Source organism: Streptomyces luteogriseus, from assembly GCF_014205055.1.
In the GTDB taxonomy this organism is placed as follows: domain Bacteria; phylum Actinomycetota; class Actinomycetes; order Streptomycetales; family Streptomycetaceae; genus Streptomyces; species Streptomyces luteogriseus.
This window is the reverse complement of record NZ_JACHMS010000001.1, coordinates 6,913,432-6,926,630: the sequence shown is the minus strand read 5'-3', so window position 1 is coordinate 6,926,630 and position 13,199 is coordinate 6,913,432. Positions and strand designations below refer to the sequence as shown.

12 protein-coding genes are annotated in these 13,199 nt (G+C 73.4%); 4 read left to right on the top strand and 8 right to left on the bottom strand.

Going from position 1 to position 13,199, the window contains the following annotated elements:
• Positions 1–32: 32 nt before the first annotated feature.
• Entirely contained in the window at positions 33–494 is a 462-nt protein-coding gene (locus tag BJ965_RS30850) for a MaoC family dehydratase (protein ID WP_184913200.1), read from the top strand.
• A gap of 8 nt (positions 495–502) precedes the next feature.
• On the opposite strand, the gene BJ965_RS30845 is transcribed toward BJ965_RS30850, so the two are convergent.
• The 3 genes from BJ965_RS30845 to BJ965_RS30835 form a co-directional block, all read right to left on the bottom strand.
• Entirely contained in the window at positions 503–1,138 is a 636-nt protein-coding gene (locus tag BJ965_RS30845; RefSeq protein ID WP_184913198.1) for a TetR/AcrR family transcriptional regulator, read from the bottom strand.
• A 70-nt stretch (positions 1,139–1,208) separates the two neighbouring features.
• The gene (locus BJ965_RS30840) at positions 1,209–1,460 is read right to left on the bottom strand and encodes a YiaA/YiaB family inner membrane protein (protein WP_184913196.1); all 252 of its coding nucleotides are present in this window, start codon (positions 1,458–1,460) and stop codon (positions 1,209–1,211) included.
• A gap of 59 nt (positions 1,461–1,519) precedes the next feature.
• Positions 1,520–2,671: an acyl-CoA dehydrogenase family protein gene (locus BJ965_RS30835; protein ID WP_184913194.1), complete on the bottom strand. Its 1,152-nt coding sequence runs from the start codon at positions 2,669–2,671 to the stop codon at positions 1,520–1,522.
• A 76-nt stretch (positions 2,672–2,747) separates the two neighbouring features.
• Here BJ965_RS30835 and BJ965_RS30830 point away from each other — a divergent pair, with 76 nt between their 5' ends.
• The 3 genes from BJ965_RS30830 to BJ965_RS30820 all read left to right on the top strand — a co-directional run bounded on the left by BJ965_RS30830 (position 2,748) and on the right by BJ965_RS30820 (position 5,659).
• The gene (locus BJ965_RS30830) at positions 2,748–3,389 is read left to right on the top strand and encodes a TetR/AcrR family transcriptional regulator (protein ID WP_030848442.1); all 642 of its coding nucleotides are present in this window, start codon (positions 2,748–2,750) and stop codon (positions 3,387–3,389) included.
• Between the two features lie 46 nt (positions 3,390–3,435).
• Positions 3,436–4,158 carry an ArsR/SmtB family transcription factor gene (locus BJ965_RS30825; protein WP_184913192.1) on the top strand — a complete coding sequence of 241 codons (723 nt, stop codon included), beginning with the start codon at positions 3,436–3,438 and terminating at the stop codon, positions 4,156–4,158.
• 505 nt (positions 4,159–4,663) lie between these two features.
• Positions 4,664–5,659 (top strand): DMT family transporter, encoded by a 996-nt coding sequence (locus BJ965_RS30820; protein ID WP_184917694.1) that lies wholly within the window; start codon positions 4,664–4,666, stop codon positions 5,657–5,659.
• On the opposite strand, the gene BJ965_RS30815 is transcribed toward BJ965_RS30820, so the two are convergent.
• From BJ965_RS30815 to BJ965_RS40225, 5 genes are all read right to left on the bottom strand, one after another.
• Entirely contained in the window at positions 5,648–7,153 is a 1,506-nt protein-coding gene (locus BJ965_RS30815; protein WP_246546087.1) for an MFS transporter, read from the bottom strand. The genes BJ965_RS30820 and BJ965_RS30815 overlap by 12 nt on opposite strands.
• 197 nt (positions 7,154–7,350) lie before the next feature.
• Positions 7,351–8,433: a Zn-dependent alcohol dehydrogenase gene (locus tag BJ965_RS30810; RefSeq protein WP_184913189.1), complete on the bottom strand. Its 1,083-nt coding sequence runs from the start codon at positions 8,431–8,433 to the stop codon at positions 7,351–7,353.
• A 19-nt stretch (positions 8,434–8,452) separates the two neighbouring features.
• Complete coding sequence (locus tag BJ965_RS30805) at positions 8,453–9,841, bottom strand: aldehyde dehydrogenase family protein (RefSeq protein ID WP_184913187.1); 1,389 nt, start codon at positions 9,839–9,841, stop codon at positions 8,453–8,455.
• A 119-nt stretch (positions 9,842–9,960) separates the two neighbouring features.
• Positions 9,961–11,301, bottom strand: coding sequence for an ABC transporter ATP-binding protein (locus BJ965_RS30800; RefSeq protein WP_184913185.1), 1,341 nt, complete (start codon positions 11,299–11,301; stop codon positions 9,961–9,963).
• A gap of 198 nt (positions 11,302–11,499) precedes the next feature.
• Entirely contained in the window at positions 11,500–12,432 is a 933-nt protein-coding gene (locus BJ965_RS40225) for a class F sortase (RefSeq protein ID WP_313667293.1), read from the bottom strand.
• Positions 12,433–13,199 lie beyond the last annotated feature (767 nt).

Here is a 13,199-nt window from a genome sequence, read left to right as displayed (position 1 = left end):
GCAGCCGCCTGCACACGAGAGGTCTGGAAGACATGGCAGAGCCGAGGATCTTCACGTCCGTCGACGACCTGAAGTCGGCGGTGGGCGAACAACTGGGGTACACCGACTGGCTCGACATCGACCAGAAGCGGATCGACCTCTTCGCGGAGGCCACCGGCGACCACCAGTGGATCCACGTCGACCCGGAGAAGGCCGCCGCCGGCCCCTTCGGCACCACCATCGCGCACGGCTATCTGACCCTGTCGCTGCTGCCCCTCTTCGGGCCGCAGCTGATCGCCGTCGAGGGCGTGAAGATGGGCGTCAACTACGGCACGAACAAGGTGCGTTTCCCCGCCCCCGTCCCCGTCAACTCCCGGCTGCGGGCCACGGCGACGATCAGTGCCGTCGACGAGGTGCCGGGCGGCGTCCAGGTGGCCGTCGCCTTCAGTGTCGAGCGCGAGGGCGGCGACAAGCCGGTCTGCGTCGCCGAGTCAGTGGCCCGCTACTACCTCTGAGCCCGGCCTCAGGCCGCCGGGCCCCGGGCCCCGACCATCCGCAGCACGAGGTCGGCGTACAACTCGCCGACCTGCTCCGGCGTCCGGGGCCCGTCGACGTTGAACCACCGCGCCACGTCGATGCAGAGGGACAGCACGGCCAGCGTCGTGCCGTGCACGTCGATGACGTCGAACTCGCCCGAGCGGGTGCCCTCCTCGATGATCCCGCGCACCTCGCCGTCGACCTTGCGCCGGAGCGCGAGGATCTCGGCGCGGGCGTCGGGCCCGAGCGATTCGAGTTCGTACTGCACGACCCGCGCGGTGGTGCGCCCGCCCGCGTGCCAGCGCACGAAGGAGCTGACCGCGTCGGCGAGCCGCTCGGTGGGGCTGCCCTCGCGCCGGGACGCCGCCCGCAGGATCTCCAGGGCCTTCTCGTGCCCGATCCTGCTGATGCGGTGCAGCAGCTCTTCCTTGGTCTTGTAATGGATGTAGAGCGCCGCCGGGCTCATCCCGGCGCGGCCCGCGATGTCGCGGGTCGTCGTGGCGTGGTAGCCACGCTCGGCGAAGGCCTCCACCGCGGCGACCAGCAGCCGCCGCGCCGCGTCGGGCGTGACCTCGCCCCACGCCTGCGCCTCGCCGCCGGCCGTCTCCTCCGCCGTACTCATCGCTCGCCCCTCTCCACTGGCAGGAGCAACACCATACCGCCGAAGGTGAGCGAGCGCTTAGCGCGGCCGCTCAGCGCTTCTCGTAGGGGGCGTACGAGGGGGCCGCGCCCGCCCCCTCCTGCCGGTCCCGGATCACCTTGGACAGGGTGAAGGCCGAGGTGACCAGGTACAGGACGGCGATCGCGAGGAAGGCCCGCACCCAGGCGTCGGCGCTCAGCTGGTAGATGCCGATGGCGGTGGCCGCCATGGCCACGGCGAAGGAGGCGACGGCCTGGCCGTAGAAGGCGGCCGTGTTCTGCTGCTTGCCCGGTGTGTCACTCATGGGGAAAGCATCGGCGGACGTGGCCCGCGCCACATCCGCCGAAATACTCAGGCGCGTACTCAGAACGCCGAGACCCCCGTCAGCGCCCGCCCGATGACCAGCTTCTGGATCTGGCTCGTGCCCTCGTAGAGGGTCATCACGCGGGCGTCCCGCAGCAGCTTGCCCGCCGGGTACTCGTCGATGTAGCCGTAGCCGCCGAAGACCTGGAGCGCGTTGTTCGCGGCGCGGACGGCGGCCTCGGAGGCGAACAGCTTGGCCTTGGACGACTCCACGGCGAACGGCCGCCCCCGGTCGATCAGGTCGGCGACCCGCCAGGTCAGCAGCCGGGCGGCGTCGACATCCAGGGCGATGTCGCTGATCAGCTCCTGGACGAGCTGGTGGTGGGCGATGGTCTTGCCGAACTGCTCGCGCTCCCCCGCGTACCGCACGGCCGCGTCGAGGGCGGCCTGGGCTATGCCGACACAACCCGCGGCGACCGACATCCGGCCCTTGGCGAGAGCCGACATGGCGATCGAGAAGCCCTTGCCCTCCTCCCCCAGCAGGGCGGAGGCCGGTACGCGCACGTCCTCCAGGACGAGTTCGGCGGTGGCCTGGCCGCGCAGCCCCAGCTTGCCGTGGATGGTGCGGCGCGTCAGGCCGGGCGTGTCGGTGGGGACCAGGAAGGCGGAGACGCCCTTGTGGCCGGGGGCGTCCGTGGAGCGGGCGAAGAGCAGGACGACGTCGGCCCAGGTGCCGTTGGTGATGAACATCTTGGTGCCGTTGAGGACGTAGTCGTCGCCGTCCCGCACCGCCCGGGTCGCGAGACCGCCCGCGTCCGAGCCCGTGCCCGGCTCGGTCAGGCCGAAGCAGCCGATCGACGCGCCGGAGGTCAGTGCGGGCAGCCAGCGCCGCTTCTGCTCCTCGCTCCCCTGCGCGGCGACGGTCTTGGCGACCAGCCCGAGGGAGACCGAGACGATGCCGCGCACCGACGAGTCGCCACGGCCCAGCTCCTCCGTGACCAGGCAGTACGCGAGGTGGTCGCCGCCGGAGCCGCCGTACTCCTCGTCGATCGTCAGGCCCAGGAAGCCGACTTCGCCGAGCTTCTTCACGATCGCCCGGTCGACCTCCTCGGCGCGGTCCCAGGCGACCACGTGCGGGGTGATCTCGCGCTCCACGAAGTCCCGCGCGAGCTGCCGGACCGCGCTCTGCTCCTCGCTGAGCTCCAGATTCACCACAGGTCACCCCATTGAAAGCCGTACATTTAAATTAGCACTGCTAGTTTTGCCGTGCAGCCCTACTATGTGCGCCATGGCCCGACCGCGCAAGCCCTTGCTCAGCACCGACCGGATCGTCGAGACGGCCCGCGCGCTCGTGGACGCGGAGGGTCTGGCCGCCCTCTCCACGCGGCGGCTCGCCGCCGAACTGGGGGTCAGCGGGCCCTCGCTGTACAACCACTTCCGCACCAAGGACGAGATCCTGGAGGCGGTCGCCGATTCCGTGAGCGGCCAGGTCGACCTGTCGATGTTCCAGGACGGCCGCGACTGGCGGACCGCGCTGCACGACTGGGCCGTCTCCTACCGGGCCGCCCTGCGCGACCACCCGAACATCGTCCCGGTGCTGGCCCGCGGCCCCGGCCGCCGCCCGGCCGGACTGCGTCTCGCGGACGCCGTCTACGGCGCGATGGTCGCCGCCGGCTGGCCGCCGGCGCAGGCCACGTCGATCGGCGCGCTGATGCGGTACTTCGTGATGGGCTCCGCGCTCGGCTCCTTCGCCGGGGGTTTCGTGGACGACGCGAGCGCCTACGACCCCGCCGACTACCCCCATCTCCAGCAGGCCCACCGCCTCGCCGAGCAGCAGGAGAAGATCGACGAGCGCGCCTTCGAGACCGGTCTCACGGCCCTGCTGGACGGGTTGGCGCACCAGTACGAGCAGGTGCGGCGGACGGCGTAGGACCACCCCGCGGACACTTCGGCGGCGGCCGAACCGTCCGTGTCCCATGCTGGTGGGCATGACGACGAGGGACCCGCAGGCGACCGCCCTGGCACGGCTCGCCGCGCTGTTCGCGGACGAGACCCGGGCCGCGTGCCTGCTGGCACTGCTGGACGGGCGGGCCTGGACGGCGAGCGAGCTGGCCCGGCACGCGGGCGTGGCCGCGTCGACGCTGAGCGAGCATCTGGGCCGGCTCGTGGCGGGCGGGCTGCTCGCCGAGGAGCGCCAGGGCCGGCACCGGTACGTCCGGCTGGCCGACGCCCGCGTCGCCCAGCTGGTGGAGGACCTGGCCGCCCAGGTCTCGCCGGGCGCGGCCGTACGGCCGCGGAACCTGCGGGAGTCGAGCGCCGGTTCGGCGATGGCCCGGGGCCGCACCTGCTACGACCATCTCGCCGGGCGGCTCGGCATCGCGGTCACCGACGCCCTGACGGCACGCGGCCTGCTGGAGCAGGAGACGGGGTTCGCGCTCACCGACGCCGGGCTGGCGTGGTTCGCGTCGGCCGGGATCGGCCTCGAACGGCGAGGCCGGCGCCCCCTGGCCCGGGCCTGTCTCGACTGGACCGAACGCCGGCCCCACCTGGCGGGCGTCGCGGGCGCGGCCCTGTGCCGGCACGCCCTGGACACGGGATGGTGCGTGCGCATCGGCTCGGAACGGGCCGTGAAGGTGACGGCGGCCGGTGAACGGGCCCTGCGGGACCTGCTGGGGGTGGAGTCGATGGAGTTGCGCTAGCCGCGCGGTGCGCCCCGTCCGCCCCGACACGCCGTCGACCACGCACGGCGTCCGGTCGACCCGGCCCCGCACCCTCCGACCCCGCACGGCTCCCCGTCCGCCCCACACAACGCCCCGGCCGCCCCGGGCACTCCGCCCCCAGCCACACACGGCACCCCGTCCGACCCCCACAAGGCCCTCCGGTCGACCCGGCACCGCACCCTCCGACCCCGCACGGCTCCCCGTCCGACCCACACAACGCCCCTCCGAACGCGCACGGCGCCCGGGTCGATCCCGGCACGGCGCCTACCGCCCGCAGACAGCCATTCCTCCCACGCCGCACGGCACTCCCGAGCGAACACGGCCGGCGCGCCCACGCCGCACGCCACTTCCGACCGCACACGATCAGCCCGCCCACCCTTGCAACGCACCCCCCGACCGCGTGCGGCGATCTTCCGGGCGCGCGGTGCCCCGTCCGAAATGCGCGAGCCTTCGGGCCCGTCCCCCTCCTAGCCTCTGGAGCATGATGTCGAACACCTCCCCGTCCCGTCCCGTCCGCCGGGCGGAGCTGCTGGCCGGTGGTGCGGCCGCGGTCACCGTCGTGCTGTGGGCCTCCGCCTTCGTCTCGATCCGCAGCGCGGGCGACGCGTACTCGCCGGGTGCGCTGGCGCTCGGGCGGCTGCTGGCCGGGACGCTGACGCTGGGGGTGATCTGCCTGCTGCGGCGGGAGGGGCTGCCGCCGCGCACGGCCTGGCGTGGCATCGGGATATCGGGACTGCTGTGGTTCGGCTTCTACATGGTCGCCCTCAACTGGGGCGAGCAGCAGGTCGACGCGGGTACGGCCGCCCTGGTCGTGAACACCGGGCCGATCCTCATCGCCCTGCTCGGTGCCCGGTTGCTCGGTGACCCGATGCCGCCGCGGCTGCTGGCGGGGATGGCGGTGTCGTTCGCCGGTGCCGTGACGGTGGGTCTGTCGATGTCGGGCGAGGGCGGTTCCTCGGTGCTCGGGGTGGTGCTGTGCCTGCTGGCGGCGATCGCGTACGCCGGCGGTGTCGTGGCGCAGAAGCCGGCGCTGGGCACGGCGAGTCCGCTGCAGGTGACGACGTTCGGCTGCCTGGTCGGCGCTGTGCTGTGCCTGCCCTTCGCGGGGCAGCTCGTCCAGGAGGCCGCATCGGCGCCCACCTCGGCCACGCTCAACATGGTCTACCTGGGCGTCTTCCCGACCGCGCTGGCCTTCACGACGTGGGCGTACGCCCTGTCCCGCACGACCGCGAGCAAGATGGGCGCGACGACGTATGCGGCGCCCGCGCTGGTCGTCCTGATGTCGTGGCTGTTCCTCGGCGAGGTGCCGGGGGTGCTCACGCTGGTGGGCGGTGTGCTGTGCCTGGCCGGTGTGGCGGTGTCCCGGTCGAGGTCGCGCGCGGCGGAACGGGCCGTGACTCCGGGAGCGGTTCCGGAGACACGGCCCGAGGAAGCCAAGGAGGCCGAGGAAGCCGAGAAGGCCGAGGACTCAGCCCGCTGACTCGGTATTCGTCGCCGTCTCGGCCCTCGTCTCCGGCTCCGGCTTCGTCCCCGTCTCGGCGCTGGTCTCCGGCCCCGGCTTCGTCTCCGTCTCGGCCCTCGTCTCCGGCTCCGGCTTCGTCTCCGTCTCGGCGCTCGTCTCCGGCCCCGCATTCGTCCGTGGTTCCGCCGATGCCTCCGCCGCGCGCGCCCGGTCCGCGAGGATCTTGATCGACACCAGGGCGATCACCGACAGCACGACGATGTACCCGGACACCGCCATCGACGTACCCGTCGCCTCCAGCAGCAGCACCATCATGAACGGTGCGAGCCCGCCGCCCGCCACGGCCGCGATCTGGTAGCCGAGGGAGGCGCCGGTGTAGCGCATCTCCGGCGTGAACAGCTCGGCGAACAGGGCGGCCTGGGGGCCGTACATGATGCTCAGGAAGCAGCTGGCGACGAACGTGCCGACCGCGAGCCACAGCAGCGAGCCGGTGTCGATCAGCAGGAAGAGCGGTACGGCCCACAGCGCGATGCCCACGGCTCCGAGGGCGTAGATCCGGATGCGGCCGACGCGGTCGGAGAGCGCGGCGGAGGCCGGGATCAGCACCAGCTGGGTGAGGCTGACGCAGAGCGAGACGGTGAGCACCGCGCTCTTCTTCATGTCCAGCTCGCGGGTCGTGTAGTCGAGGACCCCGGTGATGAGGATGTAGAAGGTGGCGGTGTTCACGGCGAAGGAGCCGCCGGCCAGGAGCACCGTGCCCAGGTGACCGCGCAGGATCGTGCGCAGCGGCGAGTTCTGCTCGGACTTCTCCTTCTCGGCGAGCGCCCGTTCGGCCTCCCGGAACGCCGGGGTCTCCTCGACGTGCTTGTGGATGTACCAGGCGAGCGCGAGGACCAGCAGGCCGACCAGGAACGGCACGCGCCAGCCCCAGGCCGCGAACGCCGAGTCGGTGGTGAGGGCTCCGGCCAGCAGGAAGACCGTGTTTGCGGTGACGACGCCGATAGGGACGCCGAGCTGGACGACACTGCCGTAGACACCGCGCTTGCCCTCCGGGGCGTACTCGGTGGCCAGGAGCATCGCGCCGCCCCACTGGGCGCCGACGGCGACGCCCTGGGCGACGCGCAGCAGGACGAGCAGGATCGGGGCGGCCACACCGATCGTGTCGTACGTGGGCAGCAGGCCGATGCCGGTGGTGGCCACGCCCATCAGCGTGAGCGCGAGGACGAGCATCGGCTTGCGGCCGCGCTTGTCACCGAGGTGTCCGGCGACGATGCCGCCGATGGGCCGGGCGAGGAAGCCGACGGCGAAGGTGGCGAACGAGGCGAGGACGCCTGCGGTGGCGCTGCCGGCGGGGAAGTAGAGGTCGCCGAGCACGAGGGCGGCGGCGATGCCGAAGACGAAGTAGTCGTACCACTCGACGGCCGAGGCGAGCGCCGCCGCGGTGGCCACCCGGCGGCGGCTGCCGGCGGCGGGCGTGGTCGTGGCGGGCCGAGCGGAAGGTGCCGTGTCCATGTGGTGCACGCTCCGGGGGTGCGGGGGACGGAACGGGGGGTGGCTCGATTCGAGTTCCGGGGAACGTACTGACCGGACGGTATGGACGTCAACGGGTCGCGCACCAGGACTTTTACCTGTACTCGACACCCACCGCGGGCCCGGGCATGCCGAAGGCCCCGGCCTCGCGGGAGGCCGGGGTACCGGACGATTCGGGCCTAGAAGACGACCAGGGCCCGGCCGCCCTTGCCCGCCGTCATGTTCTCGAAGGCCGCCGGAATGCCGTCCAGGGAGATGCGCTCGGTCACCAGCGCGCTCAGGTCGAGGCGGCCCGCCCGGATGTGTTCGGCCAGGACCGGGAGGTCGCGGGCCGGATCGGAGTTGCCGTAGACGCAGCCGGAGAGGGTGCGGCCCCAGTGGAAGATCTCCAGGGCGTTGAAGGTGACCTGCTGGTCCTTGCCGCCGATGCCGACGACCGTGGTGCGGCCGCCGCGGCGGGTCGAGTCCCAGGCCGTGCGGATGCTGACCGCGCGTCCGGCGCACTCCACGGCGACGTCGACGCCCTGCTTGCCGGTGAGGCCGCGGATCTCACGGGCGGTGGTGTCGGAGGCGACGACGTAGTCGGTGGCGCCCGCCGCCCTGGCCAGTTCCTCCTTCTCGGCGGACACGTCCACCGCGACGATCTTCGAGGCGCCCGCGATCCGGGCGGCCTGGAGAGCGGAGAGGCCCACTCCCCCGACGCCGAACACCGCGACCGTCTCGCCGGCCCGGACCCTGGCCGAGTGGTGGACGGCGCCGTAGCCGGTGAGGACGGCGCAGCCGAGGAGGGCGGCATCGGTGAGCGGGACGCCGTCCGGGACCGGCAGGACGCAGGACGCGGAGACGACCGTCTCCTCGGCGAACGCGGCGACGTTCAGGCCGGGGTGCAGGTCGGTGCCCTCGGTGGTGCGGGCGTAGACGTCGGCGGCGCCACTGAGAGCGTTGGCGCACAGCCACACCTCACCGAGCGAGCAGGCGTGGCAGGCGCCGCAGGACGGGGCCCAGTTGAGGACGATCCCGTCGCCGGGCGCGACGTGGCCGACGCCCTCGCCGACGGCGACGACCGTGCCGGCGCCCTCGTGGCCGAGGACGGCGGGGACGGGCACGCGCATGGTGCCGTCGGACAGGGACAGGTCGGAGTGGCAGACCCCGGCGGCGGCGAGCCGGACGCGGACCTGGCCGGGCCCGGGGTCGGGCAGGTCGATGCCGGTGATCTCCAGTGGGGAGCCGATGGCGGGCAGGACGGCGGCGCGGACAGCCATGACGGAAGGGACTCCCTGACTAGAACTGGAGGGACTTGGTCTGGAGGTACTCGGCAAGGCCGTGCACGCCGAGTTCGCGGCCCACGCCGGACTGCTTGTAACCGCCGAAGGGCGCGAGCGGGTTGAAGCGGCCGCCGTTGATGTCGACCTGGCCGGTCTCCATCCGGCGCGCGAAGGCCACCGCCTCGGTCTCGTCAGCGGCCCAGACGGCGCCGGCCAGGCCGTACACCGTGCCGTTGGCGATGCGCAGGGCGTCCTCCTCGTCCTCGTACTTCAGGATCGACAGGACCGGGCCGAAGATCTCCTCCTGCGCGATGGTCATGTCCGGAGTGACGTCGGCGAAGACGGTCGGGGCCACGAAGTAGCCCTGCCCGCGCGGGGCTTCGGGGCCGCCGGCGACCAGGCGGGCGCCCTCCGCGACGCCCTTCTCGATGTAACCGCGCACCCGGTCCTGCTGCTTGGCGTTGACGACCGGGCCGATGCGGTCGCCGTACTTGGCGGCGGCGGCAGCGGCGAGCTCGACGGCCTCGTCGTACCGGTCGCGGTGGACCAGCATCCGCGTCCAGGCGCTGCAGGTCTGCCCGGAGTTGGACATGACGTTGGCGATGCCGACGTTGACCGCCTTGGCCAGGTCGGCGCTCGGGAGGATGACGTTGGCGGACTTGCCGCCCAGTTCGAGGGCGACCTTCTTGACCTGCCCGGCGGCGATCGCGGCGATCTGCCGGCCGACGGCGGTGGAACCGGTGAAGGAGACCAGGTCGACGCCGGGGTGTTCGGCGAGAGCCTGTCCTGCCACCGGGCCGAGCCCCGTGACCAGGTTGAAGACGCCCGCCGGGAGCCCGGCCTCCTGCACGGCGTCGGCGAACAGCCGGGCGACCAGGGGGGTGTCCTCGGCGGGTTTCACCACGACCGTGCAGCCTGCCGCGAGGGCCGGGGCGACCTTGGCGACGATCTGGTGCAGCGGGTAGTTCCAGGGCGTGATCGCCGCCACGACACCGACCGGCTCCTGGTGCACGACCGAGTTGCCGGTCTTCTCCTCGAAGGCGTACGTGGCCGCCAGCTCGGCGTAGGAGCCCGCCACCGCGATCGGCACGCCCGCGTGGACGGCCTGCGAGAACTTCAGCGGCGAGCCGAGTTCGGCCGTGACGGTCTCGGCGATCTCGTCGGCACGGGTCACGAGCACGTCCCGCAGGGCGGCCAGGTGCGCCGCGCGCTCGGCGGGCGGGGTCGCGGCCCAGCCCGGCAGGGCGGCGCGGGCGGCCCGCACGGCGGCGTCGACGTCCTCGGCGGTGCCCGCCGGGACCGTGCCGAGGACCTGCTCGTCGACCGGGTTCACGACCTCGATCACGTCCTGGCCGGCGGCGGGGCGCCAGGCGCCGTCGATGTACATGCCGTCATGTGCCTTCATCGCGCATCCTCCGAGGCTGGGCGTCGTCGTCCGACATAAACTAGCGACGATAGTTTTCTGGCGCCAGACACCCCTGCTCATCACAGCACGCGGACGGCCACGTCCGGATGTGCCGCTCCTCACTCCCCCAGGTCGGGCAGGCGCGCCGGGTGCGGGCAGATGCGGTCGCCCTGCTGGTCGAAGACGAAGAGGTGGGCGAGGTCGACCAGGAGCGGCACCTGCATGCCGTGGCGCAGGGCCAGGTCCGGGGTGGTGCGCACGATGAGGTCTCCGGGCAGGCGGGCATCGGCGGTGGCGGCGGCGCTCCGGGTGTCCTCCGGGTGGTCCAGGGCGACGACGGGTCCGGCCCGCCCGGCCGTGGACCGCTCCCGGATCCTCGTGAGGACCGAGCCGTCGCTGCGGCGCCGCCGGGCGGGGCGGCCGGGGCGGGGGCGCGGGGCCTCCAGTTCGGGGACGACGGCGGGGCTGGAACCGGTGTTGAAGTGGACGAGGATCTCGTGCCCCTGGAACTCCACGTGCTCGACCAGGCCGGTGATCGGCACCTCGCCGGGGCGGGCCGCGCTGTGCTTGGCGATCCGGACCGCCTCCGAGCGCAGTCCGACGATGACCTCGCGGCCCTGCTGGACGCGCAGCAGCTGGTGGTCCAGGGAGAGCGGCTCGGGCAGGCGCAGGAACTGCTTGCCCAGGCTGATGGTCATCGCCCCGTCGAGCGGGGCACGCACCAGGCCGCGCAGCAGGTTGATGCGTGGGGTGCCGATGAACGCGGCGACGAAGACGTTGCTGGGCAGCGCGTAGACCACGCGAGGGCTGTCGACCTGCTGGAGCACACCGCCGCGCAGCACGGCGACCCGGTCGCCGAGCGACATGGCCTCGGCCTGGTCGTGAGTGACGTAGATCGTGGTGACGCCCAGCTCCTGGGTGAGCCGGGAGATCTCGGCCCGCAGATGGGTGCGGAGCTTGGCGTCGAGGTTGGACAGCGGCTCGTCCATCAGGAACGCGGAGGGGTGGCGGGCGATGGCCCGGCCCATCGCGACCCGCTGGCGTTCACCGCCGGAGAGCTGGGCGGGCAGGCGGTCGAGGAGGTCCTCGATGCCGAGCATGCGGGCGGTGGCGTCGACCCGGGGGCGGGGGTCCGCACCCGGGTCCTCGATGCGCAGCGGGAACCCGATGTTCGCGCGGCTGGTCATGTTCGGGTACAGGGCGAAGTTCTGGAAGACCATCGCCATGTCCCGGCCGGACGGCGGCAGGTCGTTGGCGTACTCGCCGTCGAGCAGCAGCTGCCCCTCGTCGATCTCCTCCAGCCCGGCGATCATTCTGAGCACGGTCGACTTGCCGCAGCCGGACGGGCCGAGCAGCACGAGGAACTCGCCGGGCGTGATGTCCAGCGACAGCCGGTCCACCACGCGGGCGCCCCGCGTGTAGGACTTGCTCACGTCGTGCAGGGAGATGGCGCGTGTCATGAGGTGCCCCCGAGGGGTCATCAGGGCGCTGGTGCTCCGCGGTCGGAAGCCCCGTACGGGTCGTACGGGGCTGTGGGTCACGGAAGTTAACGGAATGTGTGCGGCCGGGGGAAGAGACCGGACAAGATCGGGGGCTCCGGTCCATCTGGTGAGAAGGCGGACGACCCGGTTCGGCCGGCGGTCCGGACGTGGTCCGGGTCAGCGGATGCCGGTGAGGTGGGCGAAGACGACCACGTTCCCGGAGTAGCCCTTCCTGCGGTCGTAGCTGCCGCCGCAGGTGATCAGGCGCAGCTCGGGACGGCCCCGGGCGCCGTACACCTCCTGGCTGGGGAAGTGCGCCTTCTCGTACGACTTGATCTTGTCGACCGTGTAGACGGCGATCCGCCCGTCGGCGCGGCGGGCCTTGACGATCCGGCCCCGCTTCAGCTCGGGCAGCCCGGCGAAGACGGCCGGTCCGCTGTCCGTGTCCAGGTGCCCGACGGCCACGGCGGTGCCCTGCTCGCCGGGCGAGGCGCCGTGCCGGTACCAGCCGACGAGCTTGGGGTCGTCGTCGGGCGGTGCGGTGAGGCGGCGGTCGCGGTCGAGGCCGAGGTCCATGACCGGGGCGTCGAGGCGGAGGTAGGGGATGAGGAGGCGGGTGGCCCGGGAGCGGGGCAGGGGGCGGAGGCCGGCAGGGGGGCGGGGCTTCCGGACGGCGGGGGCGGCGGGCTCGGGAGCGGGGCGGGGGGCGGCGGCCGTGGGTCGGGGGCGGGGCGGGGGCTTGGCGGGGCCGGGGGTGCGGGGGGCGCTGGTGACGGCGCCCCGGGGGTGAGGCCCTTCGGTGCGGGGGTCGTCGGTGGCGGGGCCGGGGGTGCGGGCCGGGGGTGCAGGGGATGCGGAGCGCCGGGGTGGGCCGGTGCGGGGCCCGGCCGGAGCGTTGGGGTCATCCCGTAGGACAGGGGCGCCGGTGCCAGTGTCACTGCCGGTGCGGGTGCCGGTGCCGGAGGCTCCCGGCAGGGCAGCCGTCCCCGTGCCGGAGCCCGCCGGGTGGGCGGCCGTGGTGAAGTCCGGTGGGAGGGCGGTGACCGTGCCGCCGGGTTCATCGCCCCGGTCCCAGCAGACGCCGACCACCACCAGCAGCGAAACGGCCACCACGATCGTCCGCGTCAGCCGATAGACACGCCTGCGACGCCAGGGCCTATGGGACCGCCGGGGCCACCCGCCGGGGGTGCCGGAGGCCCCGTAGGCCGCTGGGTACCGCCCCGGCGGGACGACTCCGGAGCCGGGTCCGGGCCCGGATCCACGCCGGGCCCCTGGGCCCGCGACGGACCCGGCCCGCCGCCGAATCTCCCGGCCCCCGGCAGCGGCACCCTCGCGCCGAAACCCCGCGACATCGGCAGTGACAGCCCCGTGCCGAAACCCCGGTACATCGGCAGCGGCGGCCCGGCGCCAAAGCCCCGGGACCTCACCGGCACCGGGTCCCGGCAGGGACCCCGGATCGCCGGAACCGGGCCGGCGTCGAAATCCCGGGCCGGCACCGACGGTGACGGCCCCGCGTCGAAACCCCGCGACATCGGCAGTGGCGGCCCCGCGCCGAGACCCCGGGACCTCACCGGCACCGGGTCCCCGCAGAAACCCCGGATCGCCGGAACCGGGCCGGCGTCGAAACCCCGGGCCGGCACCGGCACCAGGCCCGCGCCGACCCACCGGGGCGGCGGATCCGGAACCCGAACCGGCGCCCCCAGGCCCGAGGCCGGTGGCAGCGCCCCGTCGGCCCGGCGGAGCCGCCGCAGCCCCGGCCCCTCCCCCGCGCCTCCCCGACGGCGCGTCCGCGGAACCGGAACCGGAACCGGAACGGGAGCTGGAACCGGAGGCGGGGACGAAACCGAAACCGGAACCGGGGCCGGAATCAGAGCCGG